Consider the following 21,787-nt stretch of genomic DNA (forward strand, 5'->3'; position numbering starts at 1 on the left):
GACAGTAGCCGTACAACCGCGCGACCGGCCCGCGCACCCATCGCACGCCGTCCAGGCAATAGGACGCGTCACTCCCCTCCCCCGCCCTCCCTGGGAGCTGACCCAAATCCCCCGGAAACCCTTGCCCCGTCCCGGGGCCCGCTGCGATCTTCGGCCGCATGACTCCCTTGAACCGGCGTACCTTCGTTGCCGCCGCCGCGGGTGCCGCCGCGGCGGCCGTGGCCATGAATCCTCAGACCGCCTTCGCGATCGACCGCGAGGGCAGCAGCAAGGGCGGGGACGACTTCGCCGATGCCGACAAGGGGTTCATCGCCGCCCTCACCCCGGGGGTAGTTAAGAACGCCAAGGGGCAGGTCGTCTGGGACGCCGACGCGTATGACTTCCTGGAGAAGGGCGCGCCCAAGACCGCGCACAAGAGTCTGTGGCGGCAGTCGCAGCTTGTGTCGAAGCAGGGGCTCTACAAGGTCACTGACCGTGTTTATCAGGTGCGTGGGCTTGATCTGTCGAACATGACGATCATCGAGGGTGACCGTGGGGTCGTCGTCATCGATCCGCTGATCTCGGCGGAGACCGCTGCCGCCGCGCTCAAGCTGTATCGCGCGCACCGCGGCCCCAAGAAGGTCACCGGGCTCATCTACACCCATCCCCACGTCGATCACTTCGGCGGTTGTCGTGGTGTGCTGCCGGACGGGGCCGGTGATGTGCCCATCCTCGCTCCCGACGGTTTTATGGAGCATGCCGTCTCGGAGAACGTCTACGCCGGGACCGCCATGCAGCGGCGCTCCGGGTACATGTACGGCGCGTTGCTGCCCAAGTCGCCCGCCGGGCAGATCGGTTGTGGGCTCGGGCAGACCGTGTCCCTGGGGTCGATCGGGTTGATTCCGCCGACCAGGGACATCACCGAGACCGGTCAGGTCGAGACCGTGGACGGGGTGCGGTTCGAGTTTCAGATGACGCCGGGGACCGAGGCCCCTGCCGAGATGAACTTCGTGCTGCCGGACCTGCGTGCCGTCTGTATGGCGGAGAACGCGACGCACACGATGCACAACATCATCACGTTGCGTGGCGCGCAGGTGCGGGACGCCCGGCAGTGGGCCCATTACCTGGGCGAGTCTGTGGTGCTTTTCGATGGGCGCGTCGATGTCGCGTTCGCTTCGCATCACTGGCCCACGTGGGGTGGCGACACCATCGTGGAGCTGCTTGAGCAGCAGCGGGACCTGTACGCGTACATGCATGATCAGACGCTGCGGATGATCAATGCGGGGATGACGGGGCGGGAGATCGCCGAGGAGATCGAGTTGCCGCCCGCGCTCGCCGGCGTGTGGGCGAATCGTGGGTACTACGGGTCGCTGAGCCATAACGTGAAGGGCATTTATCAGCGGTACATGGGGTGGTTCGACGGCAATCCGGCCCACCTGTGGGAGCACCCTCCCGTCGAGGAGGCCAAGCGGTACGTCAAGGCGATGGGGGGTCGTACGGCGACGGTCGCGAAGGCCAGGTCGTTCGCGAAGAGCGGCGATCTGCGGTTCGCCGTGACGCTGCTCAATCATGTGGTGTTCGCGGACCCGGGGCATAAGACGGCGAAGGCTGAACTCGCCAAGCTGTACGTGAAGTTGGGGCAGGCCTCCGAGAACGCCGTGTGGCGGAACTTCTATCTGTCGGGTGCGCAGGAGCTGCGTGAGGGTGTACGGGACTCCCCCACGACGGTGGCCAGCGCGGACATGCTGATGGCGCTCTCCGTGGATCAGTTGATCGACTCCGTGGCGATCCGGGTGAACGGTCCGAAGGCGTGGGATCTGAGGCTGCGGATGGACTGGAGTCTGCCTGCGCTGGGCAAGGTGTGGCATCTGACCTTGCGGCATGGTGTGTTGACGTATCGCAGCGACACGAAGAGGGACGCGGAGGCGGGTGTCACGCTGACGATGGCCAAGCCTCAGTTGCTCGCGATGCTGGGCGGCAAGGGGCTCGGGGACATCAAGGTGGAGGGTGACGCGTCGCTGCTCACGGATCTGCTCGGTGTGGTGGACAAGCCTGATCCGAGGTTCGCCATCGTCACGCCCTAGGCGCGCCCGTACGAGCAAGGGGCCGATCCCCCCGGATCGGCCCCTCGTCCCACGTACACCGTCCGCCTACTTGGGGCTGTCGTCCTCGCCGATGTGGTGGATGCGTACGAGGTTGGTGGAGCCGGCGACTCCGGGCGGGGAGCCCGCGGTGATGACGACCACGTCGCCCTTCTCGCAGCGCCCGTACTTCAGGAGCAGTTCGTCGACCTGGCGGACCATGGCGTCGGTGGACTCGACGTGCGGGCCGAGGAAGGTCTCGACGCCCCAGGTGAGGTTCAGCTGCGAGCGCGTGGCCCGGTCCGGGGTGAAGGCGAGCAGGGGGATCGGGGAGCGGTAGCGCGAGAGGCGGCGGACGGTGTCGCCGGACTGCGTGAAGGCGACGAGGCACTTGGCGCCGAGGAAGTCGCCCATCTCGGCGGCGGCGCGGGCCACGGCGCCGCCCTGGGTGCGGGGCTTGTTCCGTTCGGTCAGCGGTGGCAGGCCCTTGGCGAGGATGTCCTCCTCGGCGGCCTCGACGATGCGGCCCATCGTGCGGACGGTCTCGATGGGGTATTTGCCGACGCTGGTCTCGCCGGAGAGCATCACGGCGTCCGTGCCGTCGATGACGGCGTTGGCGACGTCGGAGGCTTCGGCGCGTGTGGGGCGGGAGTTGTCGATCATCGAGTCGAGCATCTGGGTGGCGACGATGACCGGCTTGGCGTTCCGCTTGGCGAGCTTGATGGCGCGCTTCTGCACGATCGGCACCTGTTCGAGGGGCATCTCGACGCCGAGGTCGCCGCGCGCGACCATGATCGCGTCGAAGGCGGCGACGATGTCGTCGATGTTCTCGACGGCCTGCGGCTTCTCCACCTTGGCGATGACGGGGAGGCGGCGGCCTTCCTCGTCCATGATGCGGTGCACGTCCTCGATGTCGCGGCCGCTGCGGACGAAGGACAGGGCGATGACGTCGAATCCCGAACGCAGGGCCCAGCGCAGGTCCGCCTCGTCCTTGTCGGAGAGGGCGGGGACGGAGACGGCGACGCCGGGGAGGTTGAGTCCCTTGTGGTCGGAGACCATGCCGCCTTCGACGACGGTGGTGGTGACTCGGGGCCCGTCGACCGCGGTGACCTCCAGGGTCACTTTGCCGTCGTCCACGAGGATGCGTTCGCCGGGGGTGACGTCGTCGGCGAGGCCGCCGTAGGTCGTGCCGCAGGTCTGGCGGTCGCCTTCGACGCCTTCCTCGACGGTGATGGTGAACTCGTCGCCCCGTTCAAGGAGTACGGGTCCTTCGCTGAAGCGGCCGAGGCGGATCTTCGGGCCTTGAAGGTCGGCGAGGATGCCGACGCTGCGGCCCGTCTCGTCGGACGCCTTCCGTACGCGCTGGTAGCGCTCCTCGTGCTCGGCGTAGGTGCCGTGGCTGAGGTTGAAGCGGGCGACGTCCATTCCGGCTTCGACCAGTGCCTTGATCTGGTCGTACGAGTCGGTGGCGGGGCCCAGGGTGCAGACGATTTTCGCTCGGCGCATGGTTCGAGCCTAGGGCTTACCGGCCGGTAGAGAATTGGCTGGGCATGACTACTCAACAACCTTTGCGTGAAAGGTTATTGACAAGTGTTGAATTGTGCGGGGCGCTGCTCTGATGAGCGATTTACCGGGCGCCCCGCCACGTAAAGCCACTCCGTGACTACAGCCGCGGGGGTGTCATCGTGAAGCGCGCGTTGACTTGTGCGTAGACGTGTTGCCGTTGGGGTTCGAGGTCGAGGGGGGCCGCTTCCTGGACCATGTCGGCGGCGCCTCCGTAGGCGACGGTGCGCATGGCGGGCGTGGGGCCGCCGTAGCCGAACGGCTGGGCGTTCTCGGCGCCGATGTCGGCGAGCTCGACGAGGGCGGCGAGCGTGGTCCCCAGCGCCTCGGCGTACTCCCTGCCGCGCTGCACCGCTTCCCTGACCGCCTGCTGCCGGGCCTGGCGGTGGGTGGGTGAGTCGGGGCGCAGCGCCCAGTAGGGGCCGTCGACGCGGGTCAGTTCGAGGTCGGCGAGGCGGGTGGTGAGCTCGCCGAGCGCGGTGAAGTCGGTGAGTTCGGCGGTGACGTGGACCCGGCCGTGGTAGGCGCGGATGCGCTCGCCGCGGCCGTGCTTGGTCAGTTCGGGGCTGATGGAGAAGGCGCCGGTCTCCAGGGTCTCGACGGATTCGCCGTACGTCTTCACCAGGTCGATGACGGTGGCGTTGCGGCGTGTCAGGTCGTTCAGGGCCTCGCGGCGGTCGGTGCCGCGTGCGCTGACGGTGATGCCGATGCGGGCGATCTCGGGGTCGACTTCGAGGTGTGCCTCGCCCTTGACGGCCAGGCGGGGGGCGCCGGGGGTGCCGTAGGGGGCCGGGGTGGGGGTGGTCTCGTCCATGCGGTCACTCTCGCACTGGGGGGAGGCGGCGGACAGGGAAAGGACACGGCACCGGACAGTGCACCGGACAGTCATCGGATCGAAACCTGCGGGGTCTGTTGCCGGCGGGCCGGTCGGGGTCAGAATCTACGCGCGTTATCTACGCGCGTTACACCGATCGACCATGGGTCCAAGGGGAGTACGAAATGCCGCTGAACCGCCGGAAGTTCCTGGGCAGGTCCGCCGCCGTCACGGGCGTGGCGCTCGCGGGCGGGGCGGCCACCGCCCCCTCCGCGTCCGCGCAGGCGCCCGGGAAGCCCGCCCAGCGGAAGAAGCGCTATTCGTTCACCGTGATGGGCACGACGGATCTGCACGGCAATGTCTTCAACTGGGATTACTTCACGGACAAGGAATTCGACGACAAGGACCACAACGACGTGGGCCTGGCGAAGATCTCCACCCTCGTGAACGAGATCCGCGAGGAGAGAGGGCGCCGCAACACGCTCCTCATCGACGCGGGCGACACCATTCAGGGCACGCAGCTCTCGTACTACTACGCCAAGATCGACCCGATCACGGCCAAGCACGGCCCGGTCCACCCGATGGCGCAGGCGATGAACAGCATCGGCTACGACGCCGCGGCGCTCGGAAATCACGAGTTCAATTACGGCATTCCCGTGTTGCGGAAGTTCGAGGAGCAGTGCGACTTCCCGCTGCTCGGTGCCAACGCCCTGGACGCGAAGACGCAGCGGCCCGCTTTCCCGCCGTACTTCATGAGGCGCCTGCGCACCCCGCACGGCCGTGACGTGAAGGTGGCGGTGCTCGGTCTGACCAACCCCGGCATCGCGATCTGGGACAAGGCGAACGTGCAGGGCAAGATGACGTTCCCGGGTCTTGAGGAGCAGGCGGCGAAGTGGGTGCCGAAGCTGCGCTCCATGGGCGCCGACGTCGTGATCGTCTCGGCGCACTCCGGTTCCAGCGGCACGTCCTCGTACGGCGACCAGCTCCCGCACATCGAGAACGCGGCCGGTCTGGTGGCCGAGCAGGTGCCCGGCATCGACGCGATCCTGGTCGGGCACGCGCACACGGAGATCCCCGAGTACTTCGTCCAGAACAAGGAGACCGGCAAGAAGGTCGTCCTGTCCGAGCCGCTGAAGTGGGGCCAGCGCCTCACCCTCTTCGACTTCGACCTGGTGTGGGCCAAGGGCCGCTGGACGGTGGAGAAGGTCGGGGCGCAGGTCCTGAACTCCAACACGGCGGCGGAGGACAGGAAAATCACCCGGCTCCTCGCGGACGAGCACAAGAAGGTCGTCGCGTACGTCAACCAGGTCATCGGTACGTCGACGCAGGCCATGAGCACGGCCGAGGGCCCGTACAAGGATGTCGCGATCATCGACCTGATCAGCCATGTCCAGGCGGAGACGGTCAAGGAGGCCCTCAAGGGCGGCCAGTACGCGGCGCTTCCCGTGCTCTCGCAGGCCTCGTGCTTCTCGCGTACGGCGGGCATCCCGGCGGGCGAGGTGACGATCAAGGACGCGGCGGGGCTCTACCCGTTCGAGAACACCCTCGAGGCGCGGCTCGTCACGGGCGCCCAGCTCAAGGAGTACCTGGAGTTCTCGGCGCGCTACTACGTGCAGACGGCGGCCGGCGGCCCGGTGGACCCGGCGAAGCTGACGAACGCGGACAACATCCCGGACTACAACTACGACGCGCTGTACGGCGTGACGTACGAGATCGACATCGCCAAGCCGGTGGGTTCCCGCATCGCGAAGCTGAGCTTCGAGGGCAAGGAGATCGACCCGAAGGCCGAGTTCGTGCTCGCGGTCAACAACTACCGTGCCAGCGGCGGCGGCAACTTCCCGCATGTGGCCGGTGCCAAGCAGCTGTGGGCGAACTCCGACGAGATCCGCAACACGATCATCCAGTGGGTGCAGGCCAAGGGGACGGTCGACCCGGCCCAGTTCGCGTCGGTGGACTGGAAGCTGACCCGGGACGGCACTCCGGTGTTCTGACCCCCGTCAGTTCTTGAGGCGTACGAGGTTGCCGCGCTGCTCGCCGATCAGGCCGGTGGCGCGGCGGACCTGGGTGTCCTGAAGGCCGAAGCTGGTGAAGGCGGTGCGCTGCGGGAGCGGGTAAGGGGGATCCCCCATCAGGTCGTTGAGGATGGTGGCGCTGCGCCAGGCGGCGAGACCCAGGTCGGGGGCGCCGACGCCGTGGGTGTGGCGTTCGGCGTTCTGTACGTAGACGTTGCTGCCGGTGCCGGTGACGGAGGGGTCGAGGACGAGGCGGTACTGCTCGTCGATGCGGGGGCGCTCGGCGGAGTCCCGGCGCATGTACGGGTCGAGGCCGGCGAGGAGCTGGTCCAGGGGGCGCTCGCGGTAGCCGGTGGCGAGGACGACCGCGTCCGTGGTGAGGCGGGAGCGGGTGCCCTGCTGGAGGTGTTCCAGGTGGAGTTCCACGCGGGTGGTGGCGACGCGGCCCGCGGTGCGCACGGAGACGCCCGGGGTGAGTACGGCGTCGGGCCAGCCGCCGTGCAGGGTGCGCCGGTAGAGCTCGTCGTGGATGGCGGCGATGGTGTCGGCGTCGATGCCCTTGTGGAGCTGCCACTGCTGGGGGACGAGTCCGTCGCGCACGGCTTCGGGCAGGGAGTGGAAGTAGCGGGTGTAGTCCGGGGTGAAGTGTTCCAGGCCGAGCTTGGAGTACTCCATGGGCGCGAAGGCCTCGGTGCGGGCGAGCCAGTGGATCTTCTCGGCGCCCACCGGCCGGTGCTTGAGCAGGTCGAGGAAGACCTCCGCGCCGGACTGGCCCGAACCGATGACGGTGATGTGGTCGGCGGCGAGCAGCCGGTCGCGGTGCAGGAGATAGTCCGCGGAGTGGATCACGGGCACGGCGGGGGCGTCGGCCAGCGGCTTCAGGGGTTCGGGGATGTAGGGCGCGGTGCCGACGCCGACGGCGATGTTCTTCGTGTACGTCCGGCCGAGCGCCTCGGCCTCCCCCTCGGCGTCGAGCTGCGTGAAGTCGACCTCGAAGAGGTCCCGTTCGGCGTTCCAGCGCACCGCGTCGACCTGGTGCCCGAAGTGCAGCGCGGTGAGGTTCTCGCTGACCCAGCGGCAGTACGCGTCGTACTCGGCGCGCTGGATGTGGAACCGCTCGGCGAAGTAGAAGGGGAAGAGCCGCTCGCGGGTCTTGAGGTAGCTGAGGAAGGACCAGGGGCTGGCCGGGTCGGCGAGGGTCACCAGGTCGGCGAGGAACGGCACTTGGAGGCTGGCGCCGTCGATGAGGAGCCCCGGGTGCCAGTGGAAGCCGGGCCGCTGTTCGTAGAAGGCGGCGTCGAGTCCGGCGAGGGGCTGGGCGAGGGCGGCGAGGGAGAGGTTGCAGGGGCCGATGCCGATGCCGACCAGGTCCCGGGGTTCCTCGGGGGTGGTGAGCGGCGGGGCGGGCTTGTCGTTCTGGCCGGTCATCGGGGGGTGGTTCCTTCCACGAGCTTCAGGAGCTCGGCGAGGTCGCCGGGCCGGGTGTACGGGTTGAGCAGGGTGGCCTTGAGCCAGCGGCGTCCGTCGATGCCGGCCCGCCCGAGCACGGCCCGGCCCTGGCCGAGGAGTTCGCGCCGGATGTACGCGATGTGGTCGTCGTCGGCGCCGACGGGCCGGAAGAGGACCGTGCTGATGACGGGCCGGTCGTACAGCTCGAAGCCGGGATGTGCGGCGACGAGTCCGGCGAACTCCTGCGCCTGAAGGCAGACTTGATCGACGAGCGCGCCGATGCCCTCCCGTCCGAGGGCCTTGAGGGTGACGGCGAGTTTGAGGACGTCGGGCCGGCGCGTGGTGCGCAGGGAGCGGCCGAGGAGGTCGGGCAGGCCCGCTTCGGTGTCGTCATCGGCGTTGAGGTAGTCGGCGTGGTGGCCGAGTGCCGTGAGGTCGCGGCCGTCACGGACCAGGAGCAGCCCGGCCGCGACGGGCTGCCAGCCGAGTTTGTGCAGGTCGAAGGTGATGCTGTCGGCGCGCTCCATGCCGTGCAGGAGTCCTCTTCGTACGTCGCTGAAGAGGAGCGGGCCGCCGTACGCGGCGTCGATGTGCAGGCGGGCGCCGTGGTCCGCGCAGAGGGCGGCGATCTGGTCGAGGGGGTCGATGAGCCCCGCGTCGGTGGTGCCCGCGGTGGCGGCGACGAGGAACGAGTCCGGCGGGCCTGTGAGCCCGGACAGCGCCTCGTCGAGCGCGGCCGGGTCGAGGACTCCGGCGGGCGCGGGGACGGTGACCGGTTCGGGCATGCCGAGCAGCCAGGCTGCGCGGGCGAGCGAGTGGTGGGCGTTCTCGCCGACGACCAGTTGGACGGGGCCGTGCGTGGCGGTGCGTTCGCGGGCCAGGAGCAGGGCGAGCTGGTTGGCTTCGGTGCCGCCGGTGGTGACGAGGGCGTCTCCCCCGCCGGTGCCGTAGACCTCCGTGGTGAGGGCGCGGGTGACCAGGGCTTCGATCTCGGAGGCGGCGGGGGCCTGGTCCCAGGAGTCCATCGAGGGGTTGAGCGCGGACGCGGCCAGGTCGGCGGCGACGGCCACCGCGAGGGGCGGGCAGTGCAGGTGGGCGGCGCAGAGGGCGTCCGCGGGGTCGGCGGCGCCTTCGGCCAGTGCGTGGACGAGCGTGCGCAGGGCCGCTTCTTCGCCCTCGCCGCGGGCGGGCAGGATCTCGCCCGCGGCCTCGCGCACCCTGGCTGCCACCGCGGTGGGGCCGCCTGCCGGGAGCGGGCCCCCGCGGGCGGTCGCCCCGGTGCGCAGGGCGTCCAGGGCGGCGGTGAGCAAGGGGCGAAGCGCGTCCGGGCCACGGGCTCCTCCGGCGAGGGGCGGCGGAGTGCTCATGGGGCGACGTCCTTCGGGTGCGCGCGGGCGGGGACAACCAGCCTGTCCGCCGAGCGGACGGCACGCCCGAAGAGCTCAACGATCCGAACCCGAAAGTGGTACTGCTGCGTGGAGAGGGCGTGTTGGCGGGGGCGGGGGTGCTAGGCGCTTCGCGGGTTGGCGGTGTACTGCCCCTGCGGGGCAGCGGCCGCCGCGGGGGCAGCGGTGCTCTGTCCCTGCGGGTGCGTGGGGGCTTGCCGCGCCGTTCCTCGCGCCCCTGACGGGGCCGCGGCGCTCTGTCCCTGCGGGTGCGTGGGGGCTTATCGCGCCGTTCCCCGCGCCCCTGACGGGGCCCGGGTGCTGCTCAGCCCTGCGGGAGCGTCGTGGCTTGGCGCGCCGTTCCCCGCGCCCCTGACGGGGCCCGGGTGCTGCTTCAACCCTGCGGGTGCGTCCTGGCTTGGCGCGCCATTCCCCGCGCCCCTGACGGGGCCCGGGTGCTGCTTCAACCCTGCGGGTGCGTCCTGGCTTGGCGCGCCGTTCCTCGCGCCCCTGACGGGGCGCGAGTGCGTTGTGGCTTGGTGCGCCGTTGTCCGCGCCTCTAGCGGGGCGCCTGGTTCGATCCCCGTACTCGCAGCGCCCTTGCCAGGTCGTCCAGTTGGTCGGTGAGTTTGCGGCGTAGGGCGGGGATGGGGGCGGCGTCGCGTAGGCATTCCTTGCCCAGGCGGAGTGTTTCGGGGGTTACCGCGGAGGCGGGGAAGGCCCAGCGGCCCGCTACGTCGGCGATGGCGGGGCCGCGGCGGGACGCGACGGCGACCGCGTCCGTGAAGTAGCGGGGGATGTACTCCCGTACGAGATCGGCCTGTTCGGGTTGCCAGAAGCCCTGCGCGGTGGCGGTGAGGAGGTAGTTGGAGAGGTCGTCGGAGGCGAACATCGCCTCCCACGCGCGGCGCTTGGCCTCCGGGTCGGGCAGCGCGGCACGGCAGCGGGCCGCGCCCTCCTGCCCGGTGGCGCTGGGGTCACGCTCCAGCTCGGCGGCGATCGCGGACTCGTCGGCGGCGCCGAGGACGGCGAGGCGGGTCAGGACGCGCCAACGCAACTCGGGGTCGAGTTCGGGGCCGCCGGGGACGGTGCCCTCGGTGAGCCACTCCTGGAGCGGGTCGGGCCGCGACGCCACGTCGATGAGGCCGCGCACGGCGGTGAGCCGCAGGCCCGCGTGGGAGCCGTCCTCCGTGCGCCGGATCAGGTCGCGGCACAGCTCGGTGAGGGTGGTGAGGGCGACCGGCCGCAGCGCCGGGGGCAGGAAGCGGTCCGCGACGTAGGTGGAGGCGAAGGCGAGGACGCCCTGGACGAGGGCAAGGTCGGTCTCGTCGGGCAGATGCGCGCGGGCAGTCTCCAGGTAGGCCATGCCTTCGAGCTCGCCGTCGCGGACCATGTCGCGCAGGCTGTTCCACAGGACGGCGCGGGTGAGCGCGTCCGGGACGCGGGAGAGGCTGCGCAGGGCCGTCTCCATGGAGTTCTCGTCGAGGCGGATCTTGGCGTACGTGAGGTCCTGGTCGTTCGGGACGATCAGGGCGGGGCGCCCGCCGTCACGCGGCGCGGTGGTCCCGGCGTGGGGCACGTCCCGTTCGTACCGCTCGCGCAGCACCAGGCCCTGGGGGTCGGTGAGGTCGCGGTCGTACACGCCGACGGCGACGCGGTGGGGGCGGCTGCCGTCGCGGTCGACGGACAGGCTCCACTCCCGGGCGTCGTGCGTGACCGTCGAGGTGAGCGTGTCGACGCCGGTGGTGCGCAGCCAGGCGTCGGCCCAGCCGTGCACGTCGCGGTCGGTGTGGTGCGCGAGGGACTCGATGAAGTCGGCGAGGGTGGCGTTGGCGAACTTGTGCCGGGCGATGTGGGTGTTGATGCCGGCGAGGAAGTCCTTCTCGCCGAGCCAGGCGACGAGTTGGCGCAGGGCGGAGGCGCCCTTGGCGTACGAGATGCCGTCGAAGTTGAGCATCGCGGACGCGGTGTCGGGCACGGCGTCCGGGTCGGGGGCGACGGGGTGCGTGGAGGGGCGCTGGTCGGCGTCGTACCCCCAGGCCTTGCGGGCGACCCCGAAGTCCGTCCAGGTGTCCGCGAAGCGCGTGGCTTCGGCGGTGGTCTGGAAGCCCATGTACTCGGCGAAGGACTCGTTCAGCCAGATGTCGTCCCACCAGCGCAGGGTGACGAGGTCGCCGAACCACATGTGGGCCATCTCGTGGGCGATGACCATGGCGCGGGTCTGCCGCTCGGTCTCGGTGACGGCGGAGCGGTAGATGAACTCGTCGCGGAAGGTGACGAGTCCGGGGTTCTCCATCGCGCCCGCGTTGAACTCGGGGACGAACGCCTGGTCGTACGAGTCGAAGGGGTAGGGCTCCTCGAACTTCTCGTGGTACCGGTCGTAGCACGCGCGCGTGACGTCGAGGATCTCGTCCGCGTCGGCCTCCAGGAAGGGGGCGAGCGAGCGGCGGCAGTGGATGCCGAAGGGCAGCCCGCGGTGCTCGGTGCGGATGGAGTGCCAGGGTCCCGCGGCGACGGCGACGAGGTACGTGGAGATCAGCGGGGTGGCCGCCGCGCGCCACGTCCCGTCGCCGAGGTGCTCGGTGACGCCGTTCGCGAGGACCGTCCAGCCTTCGGGGGCGGTGACGGTCAGCTCGAAGACGGACTTCAGGTCGGGCTGGTCGAAGGCGGCGAAGACCCGCTGCACGTCCTCCATGAACAGCTGCGTGTACGTGTACGTCTCGCCGTCCGTGGGGTCGGTGAAGCGGTGCATGCCCTCGCCCGTGTGCGAGTAGCGCATGGCCGCGTCGACCCGCAGCTCGTGCTCGCCCGGGGTGAGCCCGGTGAGCGCGAGCCGGTTCTCGACGAGGCCCCCGGGGTCGAGGGCCCGCCCGTCCAGGGTCACGGAGCGCAGCTCGGCCGGCTTCAGCTCGACGAAGGTGTCCACCGTGGCCGCGGGCTCGCCGAGCGCCGTGAACCGGATGACGGTGCGGGAGTCGAAGGTCTCGGCCCCCTGGGTCAGGTCGAGCTCGACCGTGTACCGCTGGACGTCGATGAGCCGGGCTCGGGTCTGCGCTTCGTCGCGCGTCAGTACGGGCATGGGTCCATGCTGCCTGATGTCACCGACAAGCAGTCCCGGTGGTCCGCTTCACGACGACTTGGCGATGGTCTCGTGGTGGCGGATGACCTCCGCGATGATGAAGTTGAGCAGCTTCTCGGCGAACGCCGGATCCAGCTTCGCGCTCTCCGCGAGCTGGCGGAGCCGGGCGATCTGCCGCGCCTCGCGGTCCGGGTCGGCGGGCGGGAGGTGGTGGTTGGCCTTCAGGTGGCCGACCTGCTGGGTGCACTTGAAGCGCTCGGCGAGCATGTGGACGACGGCGGCGTCGATGTTGTCGATGCTGTCGCGCAGGCGGGACAGCTCGGCGCGCACGGCTGCGTCCGTGGCGGACGCGGCGTCGGCGCCGTTCGCGTCACTTGTGTGGCTGGTGGTCATGGTCCACGAGCCTACGTTGCCGGTCCTTCGCCGCCGACGGCGGAAGAGCGCAGAATCGGCGGGTGGTCCGGGTCGGGAATCTGCTGCGACCAGCCGCCGGGGACCGCGCGTCCCTGCTGCTCACGGAAGCGGACGGGTGCCATGCCCACGCGGCGCGTGAAGAGCCGCGAGAAGTACGCGGGGTCGTCGTAGCCGACACGGCGCGCGACGGCCGCGACCGGGAGCTCCGTGGCCGCGAGGAGTTCCTTGGCACGTCCCAGGCGGATGCCGAGAAGGTAGTCCTTGGGGCTGCAGCCCGCGCCCCTGCGCACCGCCGTGCGCAGCTCCGCGGGCGTCATGCCGTGCCGTGCCGCGTGCCCCGCGACGGAAAGTGGCTGGAAGGCGTCGCGGGCAAGCGCCTGGAGGACCGGGTCGCCGTCGGGGGCGATGTCGGCGCGGGCCCTGCGCAGCGCGACGAGCAGTTCGTGGACGGCGGCGCCCGTCTCGACCTCCAGGAGCGGATTGCCGCGCCGTGCCGCGCGCGCGATGCGCCCTACGGCGGCCCGCGCCCCGGTGGCGTCGGAGAGCGGCACCACGGGCCGGTCGGGTTCGATGTAGCCGAGTTCGGTGTACGTCGTCGTGGCGGGCCCGGTGAAGTCGACGAAGCATTCGTCCCAGCCGGTCTCCGGGTCGGGCCCGTAGTGGTGGCGCACCCCGGGGGTGAGCCAGATCAGGGCGGGCGCCGTCACCGTCGAACGCCTGCCGTCGGGGTTCTGGAACCAGCCGCCGCCGGCGCTGATGACGACGGCCACGTGGTGGTCGAGGGTGCGCGGGCCCACGGTCGGCAGGAGGCCGTGCTGCAGTCCGACCCCGAGGCAGGCGAGGCCGAGGCGGTGGTGGGCCGGGCTCGGCGTGAAATACCGCATCCACGTGTGGTACATCCGCTGGTGCCCCCTTCGTCCGTTTCCGTCCGGGCCGTGGCCTGCTCGCTGCGTCCAACCCGCCTAGATCTTTGTCCATGGACCCTGCCACCCGCCAGAGGTGATCGTGGTGGAGGGGTCATGTGAGCGAGAGGGACACAGGGAAAAGATGAACGGCTTCAGGGTGGGCGAGGACGATTTCGAACTGGACGGGCGGCCCGTACGGCTGCTCTCCGGTGCGCTGCACTACTTCCGGGTGCACGAGGCGCAGTGGGGCCACCGCCTGGCGATGCTGCGCGCCATGGGGCTCAACTGTGTGGAGACGTACGTCCCGTGGAACCTGCACGAGCCGCGTCCCGGGGAGTTCAGCGACGTCGAGGCGCTCGGCCGCTTCCTGGACGCCGCCCGGGACGCGGGCCTGTGGGCGATCGTGCGGCCCGGCCCGTACATTTGCGCCGAGTGGGAGAACGGCGGGCTTCCGCACTGGCTGACGGGCGCGGTGGGCCGGCGCGCGCGGACCCGCGACGCGGAGTATCTGGGGCATGTGGAGCGCTGGTTCGGCCGTCTCCTGACGCAGGTCGTCCCGCGTCAGCACGACCGGGGCGGCCCCGTGATCATGGTGCAGGTGGAGAACGAGTACGGCAGTTTCGGCTCGGACCAGGTCTACCTCCGCCATCTCGCCGATCTGCTGCGGGCCGAGGGTGTGACCGTGCCCCTGTTCACCTCCGACGGCCCCGAGGACCACATGCTGACCGGCGGCTCCCTTCCCGGTGTCCTGGCGACGGCCAACTTCGGCTCGCAGGCCCGCGCGGGCTTCGAGACGCTGCGCGGGCACCGTCCGAAGGGGCCGTTGATGTGCATGGAGTTCTGGTGCGGCTGGTTCGACCACTGGGGCGCCGAGCATGTCGTGCGGGACGCGGCCGACGCCGCGGACGCGCTGCGGGAGATCCTGGAGTGCGGGGCCTCGGTCAACCTCTACATGGCGCACGGCGGCACGAACTTCGCCGGGTGGGCGGGGGCGAACCGCGGTGGCGGCGCCCTGCACGACGGCGCCTTGGAGCCGGACGTCACCTCGTACGACTATGACGCGCCCATCGACGAGTTCGGGCGCCCCACGGAGAAGTTCTGGCTCTTCCGTGAGGTGCTCGCCCCGTACGCGGAGGGTCCGCTGCCGGAGCCGCCCGCGCCGCTGCCCGTACTCGGGGAGCGCGCTTCGGTCGGCCTGCCGCGGTGGGCGCCGCTGTCGGCCGTCATGGACGCGCTCGGCGGCCCGTTCGCGGAGTACGCCGTACCGCCCACCTTCGAAGAGCTCGACGTGGACCGCGGCCTCGTCCAGTACGCGCTGACCGTGCCGGGCCCGCGGCGGCCCTACCCGCTGCGGGTGCGGGGGCTGCGGGACCTGGCCGTGGTGTACGTGGACGGGGTGCGGGCCGGGGTCCTGACCGAGGAGGAACCGGCGCTGGCCGAGCCTGTCGCGGGGCACGCGCGCGTGGATCTCTGGGTGGAGTCCCTGGGGAGGGTCAACTACGGGCCGCGGACCGGCGAGGCCAAGGGCATCACCGGCGGGGTGCTGCATGAGCGGCAGTATCTGCACGGAGTGCGGGCCCGGGGGCTGCGGCTCGACGCGTTCTGCTCGGCGGAGGCCGTCAGGGGGGTGCCCGCCACCGGGGCCGAGGCCGGGCGCCCGGGGCTCTACCGGGGCTCGGCGGTGGTCCGTGGCGCCGGGGACGCGGTCCTTGAACTGCCGGGCTGGACGCGGGGGTTCGTGTGGGTGAACGGCTTCAACCTGGGCCGGTACTGGGCTGTGGGTCCGCAGACCTCGCTGTACGTCCCCGGAGCGGTGCTCCGGGAGGGGGAGAACGAGGTGTGGGTGCTCGAGCTTGAGGGGGCGGCCGAGGCAGGGACGGCCGAGGCGGGGGCGGCCGAGGCGGGGACGGTCTCCCTTTCCCCCCTCCCGCCCCTTCCCGAGGTCGGTTACGCCGGACGGTGAGCAGCGGCCTCGACGCCGGGCGGGCCGGGAGATCGGCCCGCCCGGCGGAGCATCAGGCCTCCCCCACCTCTCGCACCTCGAAGGCGTCCAGCGCGAACTCGGCGGTCCCGTCGTCGCCGCTCTTGCGCAGCCCGACCCACGCCTCACCCTGCGCGGGGGCCGTGAACTCGTAGGTCAAGGCGGTGGGTCCGGTCGCGACGGGCAGCTCCTTGCGGTCGAGCTCACGGGCTCCGGGCTCGTCGACGGCGGTGATCCACGCGTACTGCCCCGCCTTCTCGTTCTCGTACCGGAACGAGACGCGGTAGCGCTTGCCCGCCTCGAAGCGGACGGTGTGCGGGACGGTGCGGTAGACGAGCCCGGCGTTCTCACCGCGTGACTTGAGGGACTGCGAGCCGTCGATGACGTCATCGATGACCTTGCCGTTCCAGCCCCGCTGCGTGTAGGGGGCGTGGCGTTGCGCGATGTGCGTGCGCGGGTCGGTGACGTTCCCCGCGTCGCCCTTCACGAACGGCCCCCACCCCTGCGGCACGTGCTCGAAGTCCTCGGAGACGAGGCTGCCCTCTCCGGGGGCGCCGGCTCGCGTGGTGGCGACGATCCGTACGTTGTCGAAGCGCACGCGTGCGTGGCCCGCGTCGGCCCGCAGCGTCAGCTCGGCGGGGCCGCCGCCCTCGGGGACGGTGAAGGGGACGGACATCCGCTGGAAGCGGGTGCCGTGCTTGCGGTCGGCCGCCACGTAGTTGCCCGCCGTGGAGGTCCGCGTCCAGTTGGCGGCGGTGACGCCGTCGGCGGTGCGCACCTCGAGGACGGCCTTGCGCTCGTCGCCCGCCTTCTCCCCGACCTCGACCTGCACGGAGGCCACGTACGCTCCCGCCTTCAGACGGCGCAGCCGCTGCCCGACGGCCGCCTTGCCGCCCGGACCGATGACGAGTTCGTGGTCACCGAGCTTGCTGAGTTCCACCGAGGCGGGCCCGGAGACCTTCCACCCCCGCAGGGACCCGGAGTTGAAGCCGGGGTCGTGCAGAGGGGTGGCCTGCCCCCAGCCGGGGTCGGGCAGCGCGGCGGCGCGCCGGCGGTAGAGGACGTAGGGCTGCTTGGCCTTGGCGTCCAGAGTGACCTTGCCGCCGCGCACCGGAACATCGGCGACGAAGACCCGCCCCTGGTCGGTGAGCCGGTACAGCGCGACTTTCGAGAGCCCGGCCCAGCCGCGGGGCAGGCGCCAACTCCCCTTACCGCCTTGGGGGTTGTAGTGGTAGAGCTTGCCGGGGTCGGTGGCCTTGCGGGGTTCCCAGGGCAGCAGATAGCTGCCCCCGTCGTAGACGACACGGCCGTCGGTCACGATCCGGCGGGTGCCGTCCGCGTCGGAAACCGTCGTCCCGCTCTCCCCGAAGAAACTGATCTCGTGCTCGCCCCAGGACTTGATGGGATAAGCCTGGAGATACTTCGCGGGCAGCGAATCCGTCCAGATCAGATCGTAGAAATACGACCAGTCCGTCTTACCGACCCACCCTTCGAAATTGCCCATGCGGGCAATTCCCAGAAGGGTCGGCCATTTGTCGGCGAACACGTCCTTCTGATGGTTCCGGATGAAGCGGATGAGCCGCGAGTTGATGCCCCGGGAGGTGTCGGGGCCGTAATCCGGTTCCGTCGCCCAATGCGACCAGACGGACGAGCGCTCGAAGCCGTGCCCCCATTCGCTGGTGACGATCCAGCCCTGCTCGCGCAGTGCGCGCTGCAGCCGGTCGGACGTCCAGCCCGACTCGCGGAACACGTCGATGTAGAGGGCGTTGAGTCCGCCGTCGACCTCGTCCCGCAGATCGGCGAACCGCTTGACGATGTCACCGGAGACCAGGTCCCTGCGCTGGTCGATGCGGTAGCTCTGATCCAGCCAGTCCCACTGCTCGTTCGCCTTGTCGACGAGCTTCTCGGAGAAGGCGTTCGCGACGGGATAGGACTCCGTGGCGTTCACATGCACACTGAAGTCGCTGTTCCACTTCTTGCCTTCCCTGACGAGGGTGTTGAGGTCGTCGAGGCCGCCCGCACGCGTGTTGTAGTTGCCCGCGTAATCGGGGTGCGCGGAGTCGTGCCCCTCGGACTGATAGCCCTTGAGCAGCGTGTACTGGCGCAGCCCGTCCGTCGCCAGATGGATACGCTTGACGTTGTCGAGCGTCGTCAGGAACGGATTCGTCGCCTGCGAGGCGAAGTTGAACGGAATGTGCGGGACGACGCGCAGATGCTGCTCGTCCGCGCCGAGCGGCTTCACCATGATGTCGCGGAACGCGATCGCGGCGTCCTGCCAGTCGACCTTGCCGTCGCCGTTGCGGTCGCCGGTGATGACGACGGTGGCATACGGGAGGGGCTCGGTGTCGCCGACGGCGGCGGTGGCCGCGCGGTGCGTCCACTGGCCGGGGGTCAGCCTGGCCTCCACGTACCCGCTCTTCCTGACGGTCTCCCGCCAGAGGCGGCCGTTGTCCCAGGTCGTCCCGGCCTCGCCGGTGGGCTTGTCGTAGACGGTGTTGGTCTCGACGGCGCCGCCCAGCGTGTCGTGCGCGACGACGGCGTACGCGCATCCGGTGGCCGCTTCGGCGGCGGTGCCCGACGACAGCTTGACCTCGGTGTCCCCGCTCTTGGCCTTGTCGAGCTGGACCTTGGCGGCCAGCAGGGTGGCGCCCGGCTGATCGCTGCGTACGGCGAGGAGGGCGAGGCCGGGGATGCGCAGCGTGCCCACGCGCAGCGCGTCGGTGTCGTCGATCTCCGTCACCCGCCACCGCACCTGGCGCCCCACGACGACGATCTCCACGGTGAGGGTGGTCCCGCCGCCGAGCGCGAGGACGTACTCGGCCCGGCCGCCCCCGTCGTCCTTGAAGGTCACCTTCGGGGTGTGCGTCACGTCGTCCACCAGGAGCGTGGTGACGGCCTCCGACTGCGCGTGCAGGACCGCCTTCGACGCGCGGTCCGTGTACGAGACGACGCGGGGGAAGTCGGTGGCGACGCGTACCTCGAGCTCGGCGGAGCGAAGGACGACCTCGCCTGCCGCGGCGGTCGCGGCGCCCCCGAGGCCGATGGCGGCACCGACCCCGGCCAGCGCGCCCGTGGCGACTACGGCTCTGCGGCTCGGTCCGGACGTGTCTGACGGCTGCATGGCACCCCTCCGTGGGACGGAATTCGGTGCGGTCACCCTGCGCCGGAAGGGACTGGCGCGCCCATGGACAAAGGGGAGGCAGGTCTTGGACTAACGGGGTCCCTCAGGCCCCGGCGGCCGGGAGCGCCCATACGAACGCGGGGCCCGACCAGCACTGGTCGGACCCCGCGTCCAGCGGAACCTCAGAGTTCCGACGCCGCCTTCTCTATGTCACCGGCGAACGTCGACACCTCGGTGTAGACGCCGGGGAACTTGGGCTGCGCGCACCCGTTGCCCCAGCTGACGATGCCCACCTGGATGTACTCGCCGGCCTCGTCCTTGCGGAACATGGGGCCGCCGGAGTCACCCTGGCAGGTGTCCACGCCGCCCTCCGCCAGCTTCCCGGCGCAGAGCTCCTCACCGGGGGTGAGGTCGGCGCCGTACGCGGCCTCGCAGTCCGCGTCGCTCACGAAGGGGACCTTCGCCTTGAGGAGGTGACGCTGCTGCTCGCCGCCCTCCTTGTCGGCACCCCAGCCGGCGATGTCGAACTCGCCCTCGTTGTACTTGGTGTCCTTGGCGATCTTCAGCGTGGGCTGGTCGATCGGCTTCGCCAGCTTGATGAGCGCCCAGTCCTTGCCCTTGCCGTCGTAACCCGGCGCCTGCAGGACCTTCGTGGACTTCACCTTGATGGCGTCCGGGCTCTCCAGGTCCACGACTCCACCGGTGGCGGTGATGCTCGTGTTGTCGCCGGAGCCGTCCACGCAGTGGGCGGCGGTCAGCACGACGTCCTGGGCGTACAGCGCGCCGCCGCAGCCCATCGACAGGCGGACCATGAACGGGAATTCACCCTGCTCGGCGGGGGTGCCGCCGACCACGCGCTCACCCGGGGTGGGGCCCGGGTGCGGGGCCGCGGAGGCGGCGAAGGGCTGAAGACTGACGGCGGCGAGGGCGATGGCACCGAGGGTGGCGGCTCTCTTGACTCCACGCAGCTTGGTGTTCAACGGGTACTCCTTCGTGGGGGGTTCGTGGGGGGTCTCGTGGGGGGTTGCACGCGACGGCGGAAATGGCATGAGCCCGCCAAAGCGTTGTTGCGGATTATGGAGATCGGTGTCCGCATAGAGCAAGGGGCGGTTTTCGGCCAGCACCGTCCGCGCCGTCTGGTTCCGCCGACGGTGACCCGCCTTACAGTGGAGGCGAGTTGAGGACGTCTCCAGGGGGTGCCGGCATGACGGACGGCGGGCCGGTGGTGCACGGCTACCCCCACCTGGACACGGTGCGCTCCGCGATCACCGCGCTCTACAAACGCCTGTCGTACGACACCGTGCACACCTTCGGCACCAGCGTCGCCCCCGCCGACGTCGCCTTCTCCGACCAGGACGACCTGCATCTGGGCGTGCAGCGCGTGGCCCGCGAGATGGTGCGTCACCTGCGGCTCCCGGACGCCCGCGTGATCGTCAGCTTCCGCGGGATGGAGCACGCGGCGAACGTCGAACTCACCGCCGGGCCCGAGTACTTCATCGAACTCAACGACCGGTTCCGCACGCACCGCAGGGACATCGGCGCGGCGCTCGCCCACGAGATCATGCACGTGTATCTGCACCGGCTTGATCTGGCGTTCCCCGGCACCCGTGACAACGAGATCCTCACGGACACCGCCACCACGTATCTGGGGGCGGGCTGGCTCCTTCTGGACGCCTACCGCGAGGACGGCGCCTCGTCCCAGAAGCTCGGCTATCTCACGCCGGAGGAGTTCGGGTACGTCCTGGCCAAGCGGGCCATCGCCTTCGGTGAGGCACCGGAGACGTGGTTCACCAGCGCGCAGGCGTACACCGCCTACACGAAGGGCCTCGAGCAGGCCCGGCGCGACGAACAGCAGCCACCGCTGACGGCGGCGGGATGGGCGGGCCGGCGGCGGTACGCGAAGGACCGGCGGCATGCGCTCGGCTCCGGTGGACCGGGGACTCCCGCCGGGGGCGGAACGTACTCCTTCTCCCGCGGGTCAGGCGGAGCCGCCGAGCCGCTGCGGGTGTCGTTCCCCTGCCCCACGTGTCACCAGCGGATCCGGTTGCCCGCCCGGGGACGGATGCGGGCGCGGTGCACCTTGTGCCGGACGGTCCTCGAGTGCGACACGTGAAGCCCTGAGCGCAGGCCGGGGTTCGGCCTAACCCCAGTGCGCGGGGCGGGCCAGGGCCGGCGGGAGCTTCGTCTCCGCGTCGCCCTTCGCCGCGTTCACCTGCGACTGCGTCAGGAAGATGCTGCCGGTGAGGTCCGCGCCCCGCAGGTCCGCGTCCCGGAAGTCCGCGCCGATCAGGTCGCTCTCCCGCAGGTCGGCGCCGCTGAGGTCGGCGGCGATGAGGCAGGCGCCGCGGAGGGTGACACCGCGGAGGTCGGCGCCGCGCAGACGGGCGCCGAAGAGGTCGGCTCCCCTGCGGTCCTTCTTCTTCCTGCGGATGTCCGCGCGCACCAGGTCACTGGTGCGCAGGAGCAGGACGTTGACGTCCGCACGGTGTGCGGCCACGTCCGTCCCGGCCACTTCGGCCGGGGTGCCCTGGGTGAGGTGCTCGGTCTGCTCCAGCGCACTCCGCAGCTCCGCCCTGATCGGGCGGGTCCGGGGCAGGGCGATCGCCTCGGTCAAGTACCAGAGCAGTTCGTGCAGTTGGCGCATCACCGGGAGGACGTCGAACATCTGGCGGGCGGTGGAAGGGTCCTGCCGCCAGTCGACGCCGCCGTACGTGGCCTGGGAGACCTTCTGCCCGGCACCGAAGCAGTCGTAGACCGTGCAGCCCGCATAGCCCTTCGGGCGCAGCTTCTCGTGGATGCCGCAGCGGAAGTCCTGCCGGAGGTTGGTGCAGGGGGTGCCGGCCGCCTTGTCGACGGGAAAGTCCGACGACTTGGAGAAGGTGAGGGCCACACAGCAGAGCCCGAAGCAACTCCCGCAGTCGGCGCGCAGATCCCGCCGGCCGTCGCCCTCCACGACGGGCAGGAGCTGACGCCGGGGATGCTTCTCGTTGTCAGTCATCAGATC

Annotated in this window: 14 protein-coding genes; 4 read left to right on the forward strand and 10 right to left on the reverse strand. The window is 70.5% G+C overall.

Annotated features, from left to right (window positions below):
- Positions 1-158: 158 nt before the first annotated feature.
- Entirely contained in the window at positions 159-2,063 is a 1,905-nt protein-coding gene (locus AB0M70_RS24030; protein ID WP_365822553.1) for an alkyl sulfatase dimerization domain-containing protein, read from the forward strand.
- 66 nt (positions 2,064-2,129) lie between these two features.
- Here AB0M70_RS24030 and pyk read toward each other — a convergent pair whose 3' ends face one another.
- Together pyk and AB0M70_RS24040 are read right to left on the reverse strand one after the other, a co-directional pair.
- Positions 2,130-3,566 (reverse strand): pyruvate kinase, encoded by a 1,437-nt coding sequence (pyk, locus tag AB0M70_RS24035; RefSeq protein WP_365822555.1) that lies wholly within the window; start codon positions 3,564-3,566, stop codon positions 2,130-2,132.
- A gap of 157 nt (positions 3,567-3,723) precedes the next feature.
- Entirely contained in the window at positions 3,724-4,437 is a 714-nt protein-coding gene (locus tag AB0M70_RS24040; protein ID WP_365822557.1) for an SIMPL domain-containing protein, read from the reverse strand.
- 185 nt (positions 4,438-4,622) lie between these two features.
- On the opposite strand from AB0M70_RS24040, the gene AB0M70_RS24045 reads away from it, so the two are divergent.
- Positions 4,623-6,428: a 5'-nucleotidase C-terminal domain-containing protein gene (locus AB0M70_RS24045; RefSeq protein WP_365822559.1), complete on the forward strand. Its 1,806-nt coding sequence runs from the start codon at positions 4,623-4,625 to the stop codon at positions 6,426-6,428.
- A gap of 6 nt (positions 6,429-6,434) precedes the next feature.
- Here AB0M70_RS24045 and AB0M70_RS24050 read toward each other — a convergent pair whose 3' ends face one another.
- From AB0M70_RS24050 to AB0M70_RS24070, 5 genes are all read right to left on the reverse strand, one after another.
- Entirely contained in the window at positions 6,435-7,877 is a 1,443-nt protein-coding gene (locus AB0M70_RS24050) for a SidA/IucD/PvdA family monooxygenase (protein ID WP_365822561.1), read from the reverse strand.
- A complete protein-coding gene (locus AB0M70_RS24055; RefSeq protein WP_365822563.1) occupies positions 7,874-9,265 on the reverse strand; it encodes an aminotransferase class V-fold PLP-dependent enzyme in 1,392 nt (463 codons plus the stop codon). Before AB0M70_RS24055 ends, AB0M70_RS24050 begins: the two co-directional genes overlap by 4 nt.
- A gap of 577 nt (positions 9,266-9,842) precedes the next feature.
- Positions 9,843-12,362 (reverse strand): aminopeptidase N, encoded by a 2,520-nt coding sequence (gene pepN / locus AB0M70_RS24060; RefSeq protein ID WP_365822565.1) that lies wholly within the window; start codon positions 12,360-12,362, stop codon positions 9,843-9,845.
- A 48-nt stretch (positions 12,363-12,410) separates the two neighbouring features.
- Positions 12,411-12,755, reverse strand: coding sequence for a chorismate mutase (locus AB0M70_RS24065; RefSeq protein ID WP_365822567.1), 345 nt, complete (start codon positions 12,753-12,755; stop codon positions 12,411-12,413).
- Between the two features lie 11 nt (positions 12,756-12,766).
- Positions 12,767-13,675, reverse strand: a complete 909-nt coding sequence (locus AB0M70_RS24070) for an AraC family transcriptional regulator (RefSeq protein ID WP_365822569.1) — start codon at positions 13,673-13,675, stop codon at positions 12,767-12,769.
- 148 nt (positions 13,676-13,823) lie between these two features.
- Here AB0M70_RS24070 and AB0M70_RS24075 point away from each other — a divergent pair, with 148 nt between their 5' ends.
- On the forward strand, positions 13,824-15,644 hold the full coding sequence (locus AB0M70_RS24075; protein ID WP_365822571.1) for a beta-galactosidase: 1,821 nt from the start codon (positions 13,824-13,826) through the stop codon (positions 15,642-15,644).
- A gap of 52 nt (positions 15,645-15,696) precedes the next feature.
- Here AB0M70_RS24075 and AB0M70_RS24080 read toward each other — a convergent pair whose 3' ends face one another.
- Entirely contained in the window at positions 15,697-18,783 is a 3,087-nt protein-coding gene (locus AB0M70_RS24080) for an endo-alpha-N-acetylgalactosaminidase family protein (RefSeq protein ID WP_365822573.1), read from the reverse strand.
- Positions 18,784-18,965: 182 nt separating this feature from the next.
- On the reverse strand, positions 18,966-19,763 hold the full coding sequence (locus AB0M70_RS24085; RefSeq protein WP_365822575.1) for a serine protease: 798 nt from the start codon (positions 19,761-19,763) through the stop codon (positions 18,966-18,968).
- Between the two features lie 224 nt (positions 19,764-19,987).
- On the opposite strand from AB0M70_RS24085, the gene AB0M70_RS24090 reads away from it, so the two are divergent.
- Positions 19,988-20,896, forward strand: a complete 909-nt coding sequence (locus AB0M70_RS24090) for a hypothetical protein (RefSeq protein WP_365822577.1) — start codon at positions 19,988-19,990, stop codon at positions 20,894-20,896.
- A gap of 27 nt (positions 20,897-20,923) precedes the next feature.
- Here AB0M70_RS24090 and AB0M70_RS24095 read toward each other — a convergent pair whose 3' ends face one another.
- The gene (locus tag AB0M70_RS24095; protein WP_365822579.1) at positions 20,924-21,781 is read right to left on the reverse strand and encodes a pentapeptide repeat-containing protein; all 858 of its coding nucleotides are present in this window, start codon (positions 21,779-21,781) and stop codon (positions 20,924-20,926) included.
- Positions 21,782-21,787 lie beyond the last annotated feature (6 nt).

Origin of the sequence: Streptomyces sp. NPDC051214, assembly GCF_040682375.1 — a bacterium.
Taxonomy (GTDB): Bacteria; Actinomycetota; Actinomycetes; order Streptomycetales; family Streptomycetaceae; genus Streptomyces.